This is a genomic window from Arcanobacterium buesumense, from assembly GCF_012563545.1.
In the GTDB taxonomy this organism is placed as follows: domain Bacteria; phylum Actinomycetota; class Actinomycetes; order Actinomycetales; family Actinomycetaceae; genus Arcanobacterium; species Arcanobacterium buesumense.
Genome location: NZ_CP050804.1, coordinates 498,901 through 517,576, shown reverse-complemented (window position 1 = coordinate 517,576; position 18,676 = coordinate 498,901). Strand labels below are relative to the sequence as shown.

The window sequence follows — 18,676 nt, the reverse complement described above, 5'->3', positions numbered from 1 at the left end:
AGCATTCCGCTTATCAAGGCAAGCTTGGTATCCTTTATAAGTGAGTAATTTTCCTGCCCAAAATACGCCGATCGTATGGATCGACTGTGAAATGACTGGCTTAGACCTGGAACACGATGCACTTGTTGAAATTGCTATTGTTGTCACAGACGCTAAGCTAAACCCGCTTGATAACGGCCTCGACGTCGTTATCAAACCACCTGAAGAAGCCGTTGCCAACATGGACGCTTTCGTACGCAATATGCACACTGCTACTGGATTGATAAAGCGCTGGGAAACCGGAGTCACACTGGCCCAAGCAGAAGAACAGTGTTTAGCATATATCAAACGCTTCGTTCCAGATCCCCGGAAAGCACCATTAGGAGGCAACTCCGTGGGCACCGATCGTACTTTCCTTGCACGCGATGTACCCAAGCTCATTGATCACCTTCACTATCGGGTCATTGATGTCTCCTCTATCAAGGAACTCGCAAAAAGATGGTTTCCGCGAACGTATTTCGCTGCTCCAGAAAAAACTGGAAACCACCAAGCTCTCGGTGATATTTATGATTCGATTGACGAGCTTCGCTATTATCGGGCGGTACTATGGCCGAGCGATGAGGGGCCTACGTCCGATGAAGCAAAAGAGCAAGCAGCACTCATCAAAGCGGATCTCACTGTAGACCGTGCCCAACGAGCGCATGAAAATCTCTAGTAGACGATATTTTTCTACCCCATGAGGGGCCAAGTGGTATGTGTGTGGGGTGGTTGCCCGTGGGCAACCACCCCACACATATTTATGCACGTGGCACACGCGTAAAGCTTTGTTCTGCATCAACTGTAAAGACACATAGTAGGACGCCACCACATATCGAGTTTTTCAATACAAAAAGACCGTTGGAAAACCAACGGTCTTGATGGGGTGGCTGACGGGGCTTGAACCCGCGACCCCCTGGACCACAACCAGGTGCTCTACCACTGAGCTACAGCCACCATTGTTGCACTGCAACGAAGAAAAACTATACCGATTTTCTTGCCGTAGCGCTAATCAAACACGACGTGATTACAGTCACCAATCAACTCGCATCTGAATTGCATCTGCAAACATATTGAGATGATCATCATTTTGACTCAAGTACAACGAGGCGTCAATCAATGAAATCTCAACGACGTAGAATTCTTCGCTCGAGTTTTCGTCACCACGCACAATATCAACGCGATTAAACAATAACAGTTCATCTTTTCCGTTAGTGTCCTTGATATGGCTATGAAGTGCTCGGCGGATACGCTCTCCCCAGCGCCATGTTTCTTCGGTGGCATAGGATGCGCGTACCACTTCTTCCACAACGCCATCTTCACGATCATTCCTAAACCGCGGATGGAGCATTGGCTCCTTTTCTACCTGATAGGCAGGCATACCATTGAAATAGACGAGCGAAGTTTCACCTTGACTATCGATTTCTTCCAAATACCGCTGGACCATAACAGTTCGGCCACGCGATAGCTCATACATGGCGTGTTCTACCGCTTCACCGCGCTGTTGGGCATCGACTGCTGAGTAACGTCCAGTTCCTCGCCCGCCAGAAGCCACAGCTGGCTTGACAACAAAATCACCAAACGCCGGGAAGCGCGAATGGATTTGTTGCTTGGAAAGGTTCTTTTCAGGCTCTAACCACATAGTTGGAATAGTAGGTAAACCATATTTCCCCAACGCATTGAGGTAATGCTTATCAGAATTCCATGCGATGGTGTTCGCCGAGTTTAGAACGCGTGGTAATGAGGCGGTCCAAGCTAAAAAGTCTTGCCGGTATTTCGCGTAATCACGCACCGAACGAATAACAACAGTCCCTGCTTCATCCCAGTTCACTGACGGATCGTTCCACACTGCAATCCGTGGTTCAAGCCCACGGTCACGTAGCGCATCCGGAAGGTTTTGTTCGTCAATATCGAGGTTCGGTAGGTCTTGCGAAGTTGCCAGAGTCACTATTGGTGCAGACACTTGTACCGCCTTTTCATTCAATGCTCACGTTTGCTCATAATACGCACTCGGCGCACATGGATCAGGAAAAGCCCAATCGAAACAAGTCTAACGGTTTCATCCTCACTTCGCCCTGCTTGTTTCACAGTTACCATATTCACCACTATACACGGTAGGCTTATTCATTAATTCTAATGTGCTCTTAACGCGTATATACCGCCATAAGAAAGAAGGTTATGATGAGCTGGTGGGAAATTTTCGGTTGGGCTGGATCGATACTTGTTGTCGTTTCGTTGTGGATTCCTAGCGTTTGGCGGTTCCGCATTCTCAACCTATCCGGATCATTGATAGCAACGATTTACAATATCTATTTCGGTATTTGGCCTTATGCAGCAATGAATGGTGTTATTGTTGGCATCGACGCTTATTGGATCGCCCGGCTTTCACGTCAAGGAGCAACAGAACAACGCGGTTATGCGGTTGTTTCCGCCCAACCAGACGATGCGCTTGTCCAGCACTTCTTATCTCGTAATGCAAACGATATTCAGGCCAGTTATCCACATTTTTCAGCCGACGATTTAGTTGGTTCCGACGTGAAATTTATTATGCATGAAGATGAGATCGTCGGAATCTTTGCTATGACGACGACGGATGCTTACGCAACCATCGTTATTGATTATGTCACGGCGCGGTTCCGCGATCTAGGTCCGGGACGCTATGTTTATGCACACCAGGATATGTTTACTCAAGCTGGCGTCTCACAGCTACGCATTGCTCTTCTGAACACAACTGATCCAGCCTACTTTACAAAGCAAGGTTTTAGCACTAAAGATAATTACCTCATCCGCACAGTCTAATTGACCACAGTTAGGTGCTAGTGATCACATCAGCAATTTTGCCACCTGAGTTGCCCAATAAAAGTATGGTGCGCTAGAGTATTAGCTGTTGCGCACCGCTAGCTCAACTGGCAGAGCATCTGACTCTTAATCAGAGGGTTCTGGGTTCAAGTCCCAGGCGGTGTACGAATCGAAATCCCTGGACTCGTCTGGGGATTTTGAATCTCAAAACAATGTTTTGAATGAGCACCGCTAGCTCAACTGGCAGAGCATCTGACTCTTAATCAGAGGGTTCTGGGTTCAAGTCCCAGGCGGTGTACACGTAATAAAAGGTTGGCACGATATCTATCGTGCCAACCTTTTATTTATCTAAAAGCGAATTGCGTCAATAGGGCGCATCTTTACCGCAATCGTTGCTGGAATAATTCCGCATAAGGCACCAACACTAGCCGATATCCCCACGCCAATAATCGCTGCCTGCATTGGATAGGCTATTTCATTCGCTACTGCCGCAAATTCGCCAAAAAGATAACTATTTGGCATAACCACTGGCAAAACACGCAAAGTGACAACAGAGAATATCACTCCAATAAAACCTGCAGCTGACGTTGCCACAACAGATTCTAGGAATACTGCAAAAAAGACTCGTTTTGCCGAAGCCCCAACAGCCCGACGTATACCAATTTCTCGTACCCGAGTTTTCACAGTCACAATGCTCATTGTCAATAACCCGAGTGCGCCAAGCAAAATCACGATTCCGCCAATTCCAGCGACGACAGTCTGCATGATTTTACTTTGCTGGGCGCTTTGTTCGGCGTAACCTTCATCCCAGTAGGCATTAACCTGATATGAATCTCCAAGGAAGGAGCCTAACACTGCTTGGCTCACATCTTTAGCTTGCTCTTCTTCTCCTTGAGGAGCAAGAAATAAGAATGAGGGAAGTGACGACTGGACTGAGTCGGGAAAAATAAAAGGTTCGGCTTCTCCAGATACATAAATTGTCGCATTTTCGAAGGCGCTAACATTCTTCACCACTCCCACTACCGTCACTGATTTTTTATGATCTTTACTCAGCCATATCCGCGGATATGTTGCAATAGCAGGCTGACCGAGTGTAGCCCACGCAGATTCGTTTATAACCGCTGGATTCATCTGAAGCTGGTTATCATTCGCATGAAGAAATCGGCCTTCAACAAGTTTATGCGCATGAAGCTTGAAATAATTAGGATCCACTGCCATAGCCTGGGGGTATTCACCAGGGCATAGATCCTGATAATGTTGCGGACAAGGATCAAAATCTGGTGCATCAATCGAAGCGAGTTGGATGTCTGATTTTGTTGTCCATACCGTAATACCGAGTTTATCTACAGTATTGTCAATTGCTCGACGAAACTGTTTCATACGTTCCGCATTCTGCTTTGCATGTTGTTCCACCGGTCTATTGACTTCTATTTCACCATCAGGACTATGTTCGAAAACAGTGACCGTAATTGTTCCTGGTTGACCGTTCCATTGTGCGATAGTACGTTGTTGAACATCATTGAGGATTGTTCCTAAAGCAATAACGGTAGCCATTGCCCATACCGCCGCCCCTACTCCGATTAATGACAGGATTACTCGGGCGCGGTTGATCTTTACTTCTTCCCATGCTTCGATGAGAGCACCAATAATGTTGTGAATCATGATGTTGCCCCTGACCCGATCGCGAGGTCCTCTTTGACAGCTTGGAAACCAAAGGGATCAGCTAATCCTGTCACATTATGTAATACACCGTTTGAGATCTGATAGACGGTCGAAGCCCGCTGCGCGACGTTGACATCATGGCTAATAACTATCAACGCAGAATTATGCGCTTTTGCAGCACGCTCTAATACATCCATCACTTGCATTCCAGTTTCAGGATCAAGTGCTCCAGTCGGCTCATCAGCCAGAATAATATGCGGGTTACGTATCAATGCCCGAGCAATTGCCACTCGCTGTTGCTCACCTCCCGATAGCTGACTAGGAAATGCGTCAAGCCGATCGCCTAAGCCAACAGATTCAAGCATATATGCGGCTTTCTCATGGCGTTGATAAAGCTCTAAGCCGGAATTATAAAACAACGGGACTTCAACATTGTTGAGAATAGTTCGGGAAGGAAATAGGTTAAATTGTTGGAAAACAAATCCTACCTTACTTCCTCGTAACCGAGAACGTTGTCCGTCAGAAAGACTTAACACGTCTGTCTCATCCCACTGATATATTCCACTCGTTGGTTGATCGAGAAGCCCAATAATATTAAGCAAGGTTGATTTACCGGTACCCGAATGGCCTACGATAGAAATATGTTCTCCCGAAGCAATATCACAATTAACACCGCGCAAGATATGTAAATCTTCGCCATTAGGCAAGGTGACCGTCCGTGTTATATCACGAAGTTTGAGCATTATTAGTCCCCTAATACCCCATTGGCATATTTTTTTCGCTATTATGTTCATCATCGGATTTGCGTGGCACAAACTCTAGAACTTCGCTGTCTTCATCTAGTCCTTCGGTGATAACAACCAGCTGCCCATCGTTGATACCTAATTGCACCACTACTGGTGTTGGTTCACCACCAAAATCGTCAGCTGGCAAATATACTTTACCTTCTCTAAATCGGCCCTCTACCGCTGTTACCGGCAACAATAGGGCGTCATTGACTTCCTCGCCAGCAATATTGAGTGTTGCTTTAATGCCGTCAAAAACAGTTTGATCAGCTGGAATATCACACACTAACTGGGGAGACGAATTTTGATTGCCACCATCAGGGGATTGCCCCACTATTGTTGTCGATATAGTGCGTAGATTCGTGCACATAAACGGTGCCGGACCATTGGCGATCACCACTTCTGCTTCACTTGGAATTGACTGCAATGCATAAAGCTGATCTGGAGTAACAGACACATTAGCATGGAAAGTTGCCAGAACAATGGCGCCAAGTGGATCATTAAATGTCACATGCTGTTTGAGCATGGCATCGAAATTCACCGTGCCGGTAGCTGGTGCCAGGACATTGTTATATGACGTTTGTTCAACTGACTGCGGCTGAACTTCCGGTAGCTCTCCGTCGTCTCCGATGGACGGAACTGGTGCAGCTGTCTCAACAACTGTTGTAGTCTTCACCTGTAGTAGTGGTGCGCCTTGTTCCACACTCGCTCCATCAGCAACGAAAAAATGAACGATCTCACCTTCCGCTGTTGATTTAATGGCTTTGGCGGCATCGCGTAAAACTACTGCGTCAAACTTTGAATCATTTTTAATATCTCCACGAATTGGAGTCACTGTAGGAAGCACAAAATTCCCCTGGCCGTGTAATGGCTCTTTGGGCTGCTGGTCAGGAAAAAACGCAAACTTCACCAGAGCTACCGCAATAACTGCGGAAATAATAATTCGAATAATAGCAAAGACAAGCTTGCGAGTAGGGTGATTTTCCATTGCAAGTTCCTTTATTTCTAACTCGGCTATCACAACCTTCACTGGTTATCTCAAGCCTGCCAACACCATGTTGGCAATCGGATTCAACACTGATGTTACCCTACCCTAACCAGCTCCAACAACCATTTTTGATCTCCGTAGCTCAGGTGTTTTAGGGTTGCCCTAGAAATACCCGCCTTGCGAAATTCTGGAAATTCTAGGCAGCATTCCTCCATAGTAAACCTGATATATTAAGGACATTACGCTAATCCTGACGGAGATGATCAATGACCACCGATATTCCTGGCCTCAATATCACCCTCGATGCGTTAGAAGATGCTCACGGACTATCTCCTAGCTCAGAAGATATGTACGAGGCTTTCAGTGCATGGGTAGCGTCTACCGGTAAACAGATGTATCCACATCAAGACGAAGCACTCTTGAATATCGTTTCTGGAGACCATGTTATTGTCTCCACGCCGACTGGTTCTGGGAAGTCGATGATCGCTATGCAAGCTCTCTTTACTGGGCTAGCAACCGGACGCACCGCCTACTATACCGCTCCGCTTAAAGCTCTCGTGTCAGAAAAGTTCTTCGAGCTTATCGGTCATTTCGGGGCACATAATGTTGGTATGGTCACCGGCGATTCATCAATTAATGCCGGAGCTCCTATTATTTGTGCAACTGCAGAAATTTTAGCCAATATTGCGTTACGCGAAGGCGATCAAGCCGACGTCGGCATCGTCGTCATGGACGAATTCCATTTCTATGACGATCCGCAACGCGGCTGGGCCTGGCAAGTTCCGCTCTTAACACTGCCACAAGCCCAACAGATTCTCCTTTCTGCCACCCTTGGCGATACCACAAAGTTAACCGCAGACCTCACCCGTCGCACTAATCGTTCGGTAAGTATCGTCGACGACGCCGTTCGGCCAGTACCACTCCATTTTTCTTGGTCAACTGAACCGATTGGTGAAGTTATTAAAGAACTCATCGCAACCCACATGGCGCCAGTCTATGTTGTCCACTTTTCCCAACGTGAAGCAGTCGCCCAAGCACTCGCGCTCCAATCAATGGCAGTTGCTTCCAAAGAGCAAAAAGAACGAATCGCTTCCGCTCTTGCGTCCTTCACGTTCTCCCCAGGTTTCGGAAAAGTCTTATCAAAGCTGTTACGAGCTGGAATTGGCATCCACCACGCTGGACTGCTCCCCCGTTATCGGCGGCTCGTAGAACGCCTCGCACAAGCCGGACTACTCAACGTTATCTGCGGAACCGATACTTTAGGCGTTGGCATTAACGTCCCCATTCGGACTGTTCTTATGACCTCATTAACCAAATTCGATGGCACCAAACAACGCCATATTACGGCCCGCGAATTCCATCAAATTGCCGGGCGCGCTGGCCGAGCTGGCTTTGACACCGTCGGATACGTCGTCGTCGAAGCTCCCGAACATGACATCGAAAACGCTCGCCGATTACGCAAAGCCGGTGATGACCCAGCGAAAATCAAACGTGTCCAAAAAGTTAAAGCTCCCGAAGGAACAATAAGCTGGTCCGAAAACACATTTAACACCTTGGTTGCCGCGCAACCCGAAACGCTGACTTCACGCATGCGAGTAGATCATAGCCTGATCCTGAATTTACTCCAACGCCCAAACCCAGTAGCAACAGCAAAAACTGTACTGTGTGACAACCATGAACCACACCGCGAGCGCAATACCCTCGTTCGTAAAGCCATTACGATTTATCAGTCGCTACGAACCGCAGGGGTTATCACTCATGAGAACCGCGAATGGCGAGCAGAACATGGAGATGAGAACGCTATCCATTTCACGCGCGACGTGCCATCTGATTTTGCCCTGAATTCACCTCTTGCCCCATTCGCGCTAGCAGCCTTCGATCTGTTGGATATGGAATCGACTACCTACGCGCTCGATGTGGTGTCGATTATTGAAGCTGTCAGTGAGGATCCCACTCCAGCGCTTTATGCTCAGCAACGCCAAGCGCGCGGTGAACTGATCGGCAAGCTCAAAGCTGAGGGCGTCGAATATGACGAACGTATGGCGCTCGTCGATGAAGTTACGTGGCCTAAACCCCTCGTTGATCTCCTCGAGCCCGCTTTAGAAACTTATGCCAAAACGAACCCGTGGGTGCGCGGTCAAGAATTAAAACCAAAATCTGTTGTACGTCAGCTTATTGAAGATGGTTTGACCTTCTCTGAGTTTGTCGCTCACTATGACTTAGCTCGCTCTGAAGGCGTCCTTTTGCGCTATATTACGGACGTCTACCGAGCGATGCGGCAGACGGTTCCGTTGGCTGTGCGCACCGATGAGGTTGAAGATATTATCGATTGGCTAGCTCGCCTAGTGCGCTCTATCGATTCTTCGCTCCTTGACGAATGGGAGGCATTAGCTGATGGGCGCGTGACACTTGCCGAATTGAATTCTCTTGGTTCAGAAGATTCAGTACAGGGTGAAGAAGCTGCGTTTGGTGCCGACGACGACGGCAACGTTGCTTTTACTCGTAATAAGCATGCTCTGCGAGTGGCGGTTCGTAACGCAATGTTTTATCGTGTTGAGCTTTTGGATCGGGAAGACTACGAAGAATTAGAGCGCTTAGACGGCGATTCTGGATGGGATGCCGACCGCTGGGCTGACGCGATTGGTCCATACTTCGATGAATATGATTTCCTTGGCACTGATCAGACGGCACGCGGAACGCAGTTCTTCGCAATTTTGGAAGATCCCTCCTTCGCCGATTTACTCCAAGCAGGAATGGATGATGGTGATGCCTCCGATTTACTCGAATCGCATAGCAGCGGTCGGGTCTGGCTAGCATTGCAGATTCTAGATTCTGGTGATGATGCAGGAGCGTGGGGTTTGTGGGCTATTGTCGATTTGGATGCTTCCGACAAGAGTGACAGGCTGGTACTCCAACCGATCCGACTAGGTGAGCGATAAATGATGCACCCGATAGATATTGCTGACAATATTGCCCGGGTGCGCGACGATATTTCGCGCTTTGCTCACGGTAGGCATGTTGATCTGATGCTAGCAGCCAAGCACCAACCGCTGGAGCGTCTCGCTGAGGCTTATAACGCTGGCGGAACATTAATGGGACACAATCTCATCGATCAGCTTGCTACGTCCACTGAAGGATTACACAACGCTGGATTCTTCCCTATTACTTCGGTTATCGGACATGTTCAGTCGAATAAGCTGTCTGTTGCAATGCAGTGGGCTGATCGAATAGATACTGTGGATTCACTAAAAACTGCACAACGTATTAACCGCCGGCAAGAAGCGCGATTAGCTTGTGGTGAAGTAACCGGCCTATATCCGATACTTCTACAAATAAATTCTTCTGGCGCATCCACTCAGTTCGGTTGTTCCCCGGATAGTTTTGTTGAATTGGCGCGCGCGATATCGGCTCTGCCTTCCATTCACATTGCGGGGGTGATGACGATTGGCGCTCAGGGCACCGACACAGACATTCGTTCCTCGTTTGTGCTGACGCGGAGACTAGCGGAAGAGATGCGGAACCTTCCCGGGTTAGCCGACGCCGATGTGCTCTCGATGGGAATGAGCAGCGATATGCGTATTGCCATTGAAGAAGGCTCTACTGTTGTTCGTGTCGGCACCGCAATTTTCGGTGCTCGTCCAGCACAACAAGCATGATTCTTCGGTTGCATACTAACGATTTTCATGTGCTCGCCAGTCAATTAATCGAGAAAATGCAAACTGTTTGCGCGTCATTCTGGCCGCGAATAGACTGCAAACATTAACAGAGTTACTAGATTCTCGATACTGTTTGTCGTGTCTGTCTTGTTTTTCACCGCTTGCTCGTCTGCTATGCGCACAGAATACCAAGAGAATACATCTGATAGCGTCACTGTATTTAATGCTGATGAGCAACAGATCACCACGTTCACAGCGCGAAAAGATCTCGATTTTTTTCTCAACCTTACTTGCAAATATCGTTGCCTCCGATGCCGACAAAGATGCCTTTGCCGGGTTAACCAGAGAGGTTCCAGAAGATGCACGCACGAAGTACACGTATGAGATCACGCATCTTCGTGCCGATGGGAAAGAAACAACAGTAAAATTTTTTGTTTATGAGAATTATCCATATGTCATGTCGACTGGAATTCCGCTTCTTGCGCCTCTGACATGGGAGCTCTCAAAAGAGGAACTGGCAGTCTTAGGAGATCCTCTAGCACATAGATCTCAATGAGAGCTCAATGACCAGTATAAATACGTAAGACTAATATTTACGTAAGACCAAGGATTACGTATCCTTATTCGGTTACGCGAGCCTAAAGTGAGGAGTTAGAAAACTGTCAGTCCGCGGCTACGGAATACCTCACGCACCGCTTCAGTTGATTCTTTCGACGGCGGTTCGACGTCGTTGAGTTGATATTCCAAACCGAGCGATGCCCACTTATCGCGGGCCATTTGGTGGAATGGTAGCACTTCTACTCGTTCAACACTTGTGGCCCAGCTTTCAACAATGTCAGCAATGGCTTCAACATTGTCTGGATCATCTGTTAGCCCAGGAACAAGAACAAAGCGGATCCATATCTTGTTTCCACGCTCAACGAGTCGTTTCCCGAATTTTAACGTTTGTTCTAAATCGCGGCCCGTCGTACGTTTATAGTAATCGGGAATACCCGATTTCACATCGAGTAAGAAAAGATCAACATTATCGAGCATCTCGTCAGTCATATTTGCGCCCAAGAAACCGGACGTATCAACTGCAGTATGGATACCCATATCTTTACAGCCCTGTAATAATTGGGCCAAAAACTTCGGTTGCATCATTGGCTCGCCACCAGAGAAGGTGACGCCGCCATTCGAGACAGTAAAAACAGCCTTATAGCGAGAAATTTTTTCGAGCATATCAGCAGTGCGTACCGCTGTGCCCTCTCTCATTTTTAAGGTGTCGGGATTGTGGCAGTATAGGCAACGAAGTGGGCATCCCGCAAAAAATGTTGTTAACCGGGTACCTGGACCGTCGACTGCCGTTACAAGTTCCCAAGAGTGGACAGAGCCGATGTCACCAGCTTGCACACCAGAAACGTGTTCATGATGTGACATCGGCCCTGCCAAGGAAACTCCGTCAAGACCTGCTCCACTCAAACGTGGGACTTCATCCTCAATTGGTTGGGGGCGGTATTCACCAGTGCTCCCTTCGGAGCCCCAATACCGGGTAGCGTCAAATTGCTCGCCACTCGAGTTTTGCGTAGAAGTCGTCATAGAGTAGATCAGTCCTTAAAAGTTCTCACATACCCTCGTGGAAGGTACGGGAGATAACGTCGAGCTGCTGCTCGCGGGTGAGACGAACAAAGTTGACAGCGTAACCAGATACGCGAACGGTTAGCTGTGGGTACTTCTCTGGATGCTCCATTGCGTCCTCAAGGGTGTCGCGGTTGAGCACGTTGATGTTCGCGTGGTAAAGACCCTGAACGCCACCCTTGGCGGCGCGCTGTGCCTTCATCGATGCAAGACGCTCTTCATACGTCGTAGCCATGTTATTTTCCTTTCGTGGGAGTGAAATGTTTCGCTAAACGAAACTGGGCTTTAGCCCTTCTTGATGAAGCCAGCATCCATGATGCCAACCAAGTTATCGACCTGCTCAGCCAAGTCACGGCCGAGGGACGATGGGACAATAGTGTTTGTTAATGAGATACCGTCAAGGGCATCTTGGTAGTGTAGCTTACCAACCGATAGCATCGAAGCAAGCATACCGTGCGTATCCATACCATTTTCTGGGTTTGCACCTGGAGCAAATGGCGTTCCAGCACGGTGACCTGATGGGAAGTTTCCAGTTGCCTTGCCGTAAACCACATTGGACGTAATGGTAAGAACTGACTGGGTTGGAATCGCATTGCGATACATCGGGATCTTCTTGATCTTTTCCATCACTGTGTGAACGATAGTTGCCGCGATATCATCAGCGCGATCGTCATCGTTACCGTAGGTTGGGAAATCACCTTCGGTCTTGTAGTCAACGATCAATCCAGTTTCATCACGGACTGGGGTAACCTTTGCATACTTAATTGCAGCCAACGAATCAGCAACAATAGATAGACCAGCAATACCACAGCCCATGGTTCGGATAATCTCCGAATCATGCAACGCCATTTCCATAGCTTCGTATGCGTACTTATCGTGGGAGTAGTGGATAATATTGAGTGCCTCAACGTAGGTTCCAACTACCCAGTCAAGCATGTCCTCGTACTTAGCCCAAACTTCATCAAAGTCGAGTGGACCATCACCTTGAATACCTTCAAAGCCATCGACGATTTGCTTACCAGTCATTTCATCGCGGCCGCCATTCACGGCGTAAAGCAATGCCTTTGCAGCATTGACGCGAGCACCAAAGAACTGCATCTGCTTACCCACAGCCATTGGCGAAACACAGCATGCAATAGCGGCGTCATCGCCCCAGTAACCACGGATCTGCTCATCAGCTTCGTATTGAATCGAAGAAGTTTCAATAGATACCTGCGCGCAGAAGCGCTTGTATCCGAGTGGCAACTTCTCAGACCAGAAAATGGTGATATTCGGTTCTGGAGCTGGACCAAGGTTGACGAGGGTTTGGAGCAAACGGAAAGAAGTCTTTGTCACAAGTGGACGTCCATCTTCACCGAAACCGCCATCGGACCAAGTTGCCCAGTACGGATCACCAGAGAAGATCTCATCATAAGCCGTAGTACGCAAGAAACGTACAATACGAAGCTTGATCACAAGCTGATCGATAATTTCCTGGGCATCTTCTTCAGTAATCAAGCCAGCAGCTAGATCACGTTCAAAATAAATATCGAAGAAGCCAGACAAACGGCCGAAGGACATTGCAGCGCCATCTTGCGACTTAACTGATGCCAAATAGCCAAAGTAAGTCCACTGAACAGCTTCTTGCGCAGTTTTTGCAGGACGGGAGATGTCAAAACCATAGCTTGCTGCCATGTTCTTCAGCTTCTTGAGAGCCTTGATCTGCTCCGAAATTTCTTCACGATTGCGTGCCCAATCTTGGCTGAATGGCTGATCTGCGTATAGATCCTTGTCCTTCATCTTCTGTTCGATGAGGAAGTCAACGCCGTAAAGAGCAACTCGGCGGTAATCACCAATAATACGACCACGGCCATAAGCATCTGGCAAGCCAGTAATAATATGGGATGAACGCGCTGCCCGGATGCGTGGAGTGTAGATATCAAAGACCCCATCATTGTGAGTCTTACGGTACTTTGTGAAGATCTCCTTCACTTCAGGATTTGGTTCTTTGCCCGCTTCCTTGATCGCAGTTTCAACCATGCGCCATCCACCATTTGGCATCATCGCACGCTTGAGTGGAACATCGGTTTGCAGACCGACGATAACGTCGTCATCTTCCGAAATGTAGCCAGGACCAAAAGCATCAACATCAGCTGGGGTATCGACATCTACGTCATACACACGCTTTTGACGCTCCACCGAGAGGTACTTTTCCTCTAAGGTTTCCCACACGCGACGAGTCTTGTCAGTCTCATCAGCGAGGAATGAGGAATCACCTTCATATGGAGTGTAGTTCTTCTGGATGAAGTCACGAACGTCAATAGCATCCTGCCATAGACCGTCCTTAAAGCCTTCCCACTCTGGATGTGTAGCAGTTTCGGCTGTTTGAGTCACGGTTCACTACTCCTTTTCATAGCAACCAGCGGGACTTTTGTTATATGTCAGTCCACACTGACCGCATTTGTTACCCAGCAACTGACTGCTGGCGCTACTTATAGATTAGTCTCCCAGAGCTGAAGATACTTAGCGAAAACAGCTATCGGCAGAAAACTGACGGTAGTCCTGCTCACAGCACTATCACCGTAGGGACTAAAGTCCTTATTTGAGCACAGGATCTTCACCCATACCCTTACTAGATAAGGGTATTACGGACGGTTTTTATTCCCCATCGGCCAATTTATACATCCAACCAAAACGATCTGGAGCAATACCGAACTGGATATCTGTTAGCGCCTTATATATCCGATGAGCAAACGCTGAACCCGGCAAATTAAGTCGCTCGTGACCTTTCGTTAACGACCCAATGGATACCACTGCTGCGGCCGTACCACAGGCAAACATCTCTACTACCGCACCCGACTTTATTCCTGCCCACAGCTCATCTAACCCAATAGATTCCTCATGAGCCAACACGCCCTCATCATCTAGTATGTACAAAATAGCAGACCGCGTTGATCCAGGCAAAATCGTCCCAGACAACGCCGGCGTTCGCACTGAACCATCAGCCATCACCACAAAAACATTCATTGCGCCCAATTCATCAATAAACGAATTAGTAGCCGCATCTAGGAAAAGAACTTCGTCAAAACCACGTTCAAAAGCATGCGACTTAGCATAAAAGGACGCCGCATAATTGCCACCAGTTTTTACATCTCCCATTCCGCCTGGACCAGCACGGTGATGAGTTTGCTCCACCCACACATTAATCGGCGTAAAACCATGCGTAAAATAAGGACCCGACGGCGAAGCCACGACGGCATATTCAAACCGATTAGCTGCCCGCACGCCCAAAAAAGCCTCGGAACCAAAAACAAAAGGACGCAAATAGAGACTCGCCCCAGCACTAGCCGGAACCCACCGCCGGTCAGCTCGCACCAACGCTGCAATTGAGCCCAAAAAATCTTCAATCGGAAATTGCGGAATCATCAATCGTTGATTTGACGCGTTTAACCGTGCTGCATTATAGGCGGGGCGAAAAGTCCACACCGACCCATCTGCGTGACGGTAGGCTTTCAAACCTTCAAAAACTTCCTGACCATAATGCAGTACCGCCCCAGCCGGATCAAGAGCAAGCGGTCCATATGGCTCAATCCGGTGTCCATGCCAGCCTCGCTCCCCATCCCACGATACCCGAGCCATATAATCGCCAAATCCTTCACCGAACTTTAGCGATTTCATCACCGCACGATATTTCTCTTCACTAGCTGGTGCTGGATGCTCAACAATGGGAAAACGTCGCGCTACCTCATCGGCAAGTGGCCAGCAAAGGCCAGCTTGTTCTTCTAACGACGTAGGCATGCGTACCATGGACTCAACTCCTTGAACAGGTTAGTATTACCAGTCTATGGTACGCCTACTGCTACCTACTTTAGTCACGGATCTCCATGTGGGAATCATCTGGGAAGATCTCCCCCATGTACACGGGAGCCATTAAGTTCTCCACGGATAATGCCCGATCAAGTTCAGCTTGTGTCATCAAACCTCGTTCTAACACGATATCGCGTACTGATTTACCCGTTCGCGCCGCTTCTTTCCCAACGAGATCGCCGTTATGATGACCGATAATATCGTTTAAATAGGTGACAATACCGATTGAGTTCATCACGTGCCCCAGGCAGATATCTTCGTTCACGGTAATGCCGTCAACACATCGTTCCCGAAGTGTGACCAGCGCCCGTTCAAGTAACAAAATAGATTCGAAAATCGCTTGTGCGATAACTGGTTCCATAACGTTGAGTTGAAGCTGCCCTGCTTGAGCAGCAAGCATAACCGTGCTGTCATTGCCCATGACTTTAAAACAAATTTGATTAACTACTTCCGGTATAACCGGATTGACTTTAGCCGGCATAATTGACGATCCGGCCTGCATTTCAGGCAAGTTAATTTCATTCAAGCCAGCCCGCGGCCCAGAAGAAATAAGACGTAAATCGTTGCAGATCGTTGATAGTTTGGCCGCTAGCCGCTTGAGCGCCGAATGGATTGAAATATAGGCACCAGTGTCAGATGTCGCTTCTATAAGGTTTGGTGAAGCAATGACATCGAGTCCAGTAACCTCTGCTAGGCGGGCGACGACGATATCTTGGAAACCCTCAGGAGTGTTCAGTTTTGTTCCAATTGCTGTAGCGCCAAGATTTACTTCAAGTAACAAATCCGAAGCCAGCTTAAGATTACGAATTTCTTCGTTCATGAGGACGCCGAAAGCCACAAACTCTTGCCCAATAGTCATAGGGACTGCATCTTGAAGTTGAGTCCGTCCCATCTTTAGCACGTTCGCGTGTTTTTCTCCCAAAGCGGTAAACGAGGCACCCATCCGTTCAACTTCAGCAATAAGATGCTCCACCATACGATATAACGCGATCCGAAAACCAGTCGGGTAAGCATCGTTTGTTGACTGGGATTTATTAACATGATCGTTAGGATTGATGATGTCGTAGCTACCTTTTGGCTCGCCTAATACTTCTAGAGCTAAGTTGGCCACGACTTCATTGGTATTCATATTGACCGATGTCCCTGCTCCGCCTTGGAAAACATCTACCGGGAACTGATCCATGCAACGGCCATCTTCTAAGATCAAGTCACATGCCGTCACAATAGCTTTACTCACCTTGGCAGACAGAACTCGCTTGTCCCGATTAGCTAATGCTTCAGCCTTTTTAACACATACCATGGCCTTAATAAATTCTGGCACATCATTGATCGTGACACCGGAAATATTAAAGTTTTCGATTGCACGTTGAGTATGAACTCCATAGTAGGCATCATTAGGAATTTCTCGAGTACCAAGTAAATCTTCTTCAACGCGGACGGTAGCCATTTTTCTCCTTGAATCTTCCTCGATTCTTATATTAATAAGCATAACGGCGTTCACTTAGAGTTTCAGCATAGGCAGAAATATTCGCCATCAATGGCTGTCTTTAGGCGCAGCTAAACGAAACTTGGGACTATCTACTCAAGTTTATGTAGAAAGCCAGCTATGATGGATGTGAACTATCTATAAAATCATAGTGTTTTGTCCATCACTTGCTCTTCAGGAGTCTAATGTCGTTCTTATTTCAGCTTTTTGCTGACAATCAAGTTCTTTTGCTCTTCTTCCTCGTCGGAAGTGGTGCTATTTTGTCCAAACTCCGTGTTCGCGGAGTTTCTTTGGGTGCTGCCGCCGTGCTCTTCTTATCTATCGGAGTCACCGCGTGGGCACTCCATTCAGGCTATAAGCTCGAGGTCGAACACGATCTTGGTGTTCTTGGCCTTGCCCTCTTTGCTTTTGCGATCGGTATTTCCGCTGGGCCTACCTTCTTCAGCACGCTTAAGTCCTCAATTGTTCCCATTTTACTAATGCTAGGCACATTTGCCGTAGCAGCAGCCGCTGCTGCCGGTGTTGGTCGAGCACTAGGCATGGATTGGGCGCTTGTTGCTGGTACATTTGCCGGTGCTACAACAAATACCCCAGCCCTTTCTGCCGCAAGCACAGCTTCAGGTGATCCAGCGCTAGCCACAGTTGGGTACGCAATTGCCTACCTCTTTGGAGTCATTGGAATGCTGGGCTTTGCCGCATTAGCGTTATCTCGGCGAAGTGCAGATAAAGATAAGCCGTCACCGATTAGCAACCGAACTATTAGAGTTGAGCGCACTGACCAACCAACGATCGGCTCGCTTGTAGATGCAATTGGCGGTACTCTGCAGTTTTCTCGTATTCGACGGGGAGAAACTGGTCCAATTTGGTTGCCTAGCAATTCCGATATTTTGGAAAAAGATGACCTAGTAACTGTTATTGGAACGGTTGCCGAGGTTGATCGAGCTATCAAACTCGTTGGTCACGGTTCGTCGCATTCATTGATTGCCGATCGGCGCTACCTCGATTTCCGACGAATCACAATCTCTAACTCTGATATTGCGGGACGAAAAATTGAGGAACTGGATTTAGAAGATAAATTCGGTGCCACTATTTCCCGAATTCGACGTGGCGATACGGATATGTCTGCTGATCCGAGCATTCGGCTTCAGCAAGGCGATCGGGTCCGCGTCGTTGCACCAACTCATTCATTAGCAAAGATCTCAAAGTACTTCGGTGATTCTTCGCATGGCTTAACCGATATTAACCCAATTGCTCTTGGCCTAGGTATGGCACTGGGCATCATCATCGGTGAATGGGAAATTCTAACTCCTTCTGGCTTAACCTTCTCTATCGGTTCGGCAGCCGGAACTCTCATCGTCGGCCTAGTCATGGGACGATTGGGCCGCATAGGTCGAATCGTAACAACTTTGCCATATACCACATGTCAGGTTCTTGCCGAACTAGGTCTACTGGTCTTCCTTGCTTATGCTGGAACAAAGGCAGGTTCTCAGATCCTAGTTGCCTTCACCGGCGGAGCATGGCTTCAAATCCTCTTCCTCGGAATGATGATTACCTGCATCGTGGGTGGTGGATTCTACTTGTCTATGCGCCTACTGACATCCACCGGCGGTACACGCTTGGCTGGCGCTCTGGGTGGTATCCAAACACAGCCAGCAGTTCTCGCTTTCGCTAACGACCGCACATCGTTCGATCCACGCGTCGCACTAGGCTATGCAATGGTTTATCCAGTTGCCATGGTAGCCAAAATTTTCGTTGGCCAAATACTCGGTTCCTTTGCCGGGTTCTAAAGACCATTGAGGTTTTGGGTATTAAAAGGTGGAGG

At 48.1% G+C, this 18,676-nt stretch carries 15 protein-coding genes and 3 tRNA genes; 8 read left to right on the top strand and 10 right to left on the bottom strand.

The window, feature by feature from the left end; all coding sequences use genetic code 11:
- The first annotated feature begins 40 nt into the window (after positions 1–40).
- Complete coding sequence (gene orn / locus HC352_RS02290; RefSeq protein ID WP_256367956.1) at positions 41–694, top strand: oligoribonuclease; 654 nt, start codon at positions 41–43, stop codon at positions 692–694.
- Between the two features lie 203 nt (positions 695–897).
- Here the strand turns inward: orn and HC352_RS02285 are convergent.
- Positions 898–972: transfer RNA gene (locus tag HC352_RS02285), tRNA-His, on the bottom strand.
- Positions 973–1,048: 76 nt separating this feature from the next.
- Positions 1,049–1,978: an ATP-grasp domain-containing protein gene (locus tag HC352_RS02280; protein WP_168917400.1), complete on the bottom strand. Its 930-nt coding sequence runs from the start codon at positions 1,976–1,978 to the stop codon at positions 1,049–1,051.
- A gap of 215 nt (positions 1,979–2,193) precedes the next feature.
- On the opposite strand from HC352_RS02280, the gene HC352_RS02275 reads away from it, so the two are divergent.
- The 3 genes from HC352_RS02275 (at position 2,194) to HC352_RS02265 (ending at position 3,112) form a co-directional block, all read left to right on the top strand.
- Positions 2,194–2,814 carry a YgjV family protein gene (locus HC352_RS02275; protein ID WP_168917399.1) on the top strand — a complete coding sequence of 207 codons (621 nt, stop codon included), beginning with the start codon at positions 2,194–2,196 and terminating at the stop codon, positions 2,812–2,814.
- A 92-nt stretch (positions 2,815–2,906) separates the two neighbouring features.
- Positions 2,907–2,979: transfer RNA gene (locus HC352_RS02270), tRNA-Lys, on the top strand.
- Between the two features lie 60 nt (positions 2,980–3,039).
- Positions 3,040–3,112 (top strand) — tRNA-Lys (locus HC352_RS02265).
- Positions 3,113–3,162: 50 nt separating this feature from the next.
- Here the strand turns inward: HC352_RS02265 and HC352_RS02260 are convergent.
- The 3 genes from HC352_RS02260 to HC352_RS02250 are packed head-to-tail and all read right to left on the bottom strand — an operon-like array spanning position 3,163 to position 6,249.
- Positions 3,163–4,476: an ABC transporter permease gene (locus HC352_RS02260; RefSeq protein ID WP_168917398.1), complete on the bottom strand. Its 1,314-nt coding sequence runs from the start codon at positions 4,474–4,476 to the stop codon at positions 3,163–3,165.
- Positions 4,473–5,219 carry an ABC transporter ATP-binding protein gene (locus HC352_RS02255; protein ID WP_168917397.1) on the bottom strand — a complete coding sequence of 249 codons (747 nt, stop codon included), beginning with the start codon at positions 5,217–5,219 and terminating at the stop codon, positions 4,473–4,475. The genes HC352_RS02260 and HC352_RS02255 overlap by 4 nt, the downstream gene beginning before the upstream one ends.
- Positions 5,220–5,229: 10 nt before the next feature.
- Entirely contained in the window at positions 5,230–6,249 is a 1,020-nt protein-coding gene (locus tag HC352_RS02250) for an efflux RND transporter periplasmic adaptor subunit (RefSeq protein WP_168917396.1), read from the bottom strand.
- A 266-nt stretch (positions 6,250–6,515) separates the two neighbouring features.
- On the opposite strand from HC352_RS02250, the gene HC352_RS02245 reads away from it, so the two are divergent.
- The 3 genes from HC352_RS02245 to HC352_RS02235 all read left to right on the top strand — a co-directional run bounded on the left by HC352_RS02245 (position 6,516) and on the right by HC352_RS02235 (position 10,461).
- Complete coding sequence (locus tag HC352_RS02245; protein ID WP_168917395.1) at positions 6,516–9,188, top strand: DEAD/DEAH box helicase; 2,673 nt, start codon at positions 6,516–6,518, stop codon at positions 9,186–9,188.
- A complete protein-coding gene (locus HC352_RS02240) occupies positions 9,189–9,905 on the top strand; it encodes a YggS family pyridoxal phosphate-dependent enzyme (protein ID WP_168917394.1) in 717 nt (238 codons plus the stop codon).
- A gap of 229 nt (positions 9,906–10,134) precedes the next feature.
- Positions 10,135–10,461 carry a hypothetical protein gene (locus tag HC352_RS02235; RefSeq protein WP_211080696.1) on the top strand — a complete coding sequence of 109 codons (327 nt, stop codon included), beginning with the start codon at positions 10,135–10,137 and terminating at the stop codon, positions 10,459–10,461.
- A 95-nt stretch (positions 10,462–10,556) separates the two neighbouring features.
- Here the strand turns inward: HC352_RS02235 and pflA are convergent, their stop codons facing one another.
- The 5 genes from pflA to aspA form a co-directional block, all read right to left on the bottom strand.
- Positions 10,557–11,483 carry a pyruvate formate-lyase-activating protein gene (gene pflA, locus HC352_RS02230; RefSeq protein ID WP_168917392.1) on the bottom strand — a complete coding sequence of 309 codons (927 nt, stop codon included), beginning with the start codon at positions 11,481–11,483 and terminating at the stop codon, positions 10,557–10,559.
- 25 nt (positions 11,484–11,508) lie between these two features.
- Positions 11,509–11,757, bottom strand: a complete 249-nt coding sequence (gene grcA2 / locus HC352_RS09100) for an autonomous glycyl radical cofactor GrcA2 (RefSeq protein ID WP_168917391.1) — start codon at positions 11,755–11,757, stop codon at positions 11,509–11,511.
- Between the two features lie 50 nt (positions 11,758–11,807).
- A complete protein-coding gene (gene pflB / locus HC352_RS02220; RefSeq protein WP_168917390.1) occupies positions 11,808–13,895 on the bottom strand; it encodes a formate C-acetyltransferase in 2,088 nt (695 codons plus the stop codon).
- A gap of 264 nt (positions 13,896–14,159) precedes the next feature.
- The gene (locus HC352_RS02215) at positions 14,160–15,308 is read right to left on the bottom strand and encodes a branched-chain amino acid aminotransferase (RefSeq protein ID WP_168917389.1); all 1,149 of its coding nucleotides are present in this window, start codon (positions 15,306–15,308) and stop codon (positions 14,160–14,162) included.
- A gap of 61 nt (positions 15,309–15,369) precedes the next feature.
- Positions 15,370–16,815, bottom strand: a complete 1,446-nt coding sequence (gene aspA, locus HC352_RS02210) for an aspartate ammonia-lyase (RefSeq protein ID WP_168917388.1) — start codon at positions 16,813–16,815, stop codon at positions 15,370–15,372.
- Positions 16,816–17,039: 224 nt separating this feature from the next.
- Here aspA and HC352_RS02205 point away from each other — a divergent pair, with 224 nt between their 5' ends.
- Positions 17,040–18,641 (top strand): aspartate:alanine exchanger family transporter, encoded by a 1,602-nt coding sequence (locus HC352_RS02205; RefSeq protein ID WP_168917387.1) that lies wholly within the window; start codon positions 17,040–17,042, stop codon positions 18,639–18,641.
- Positions 18,642–18,676 lie beyond the last annotated feature (35 nt).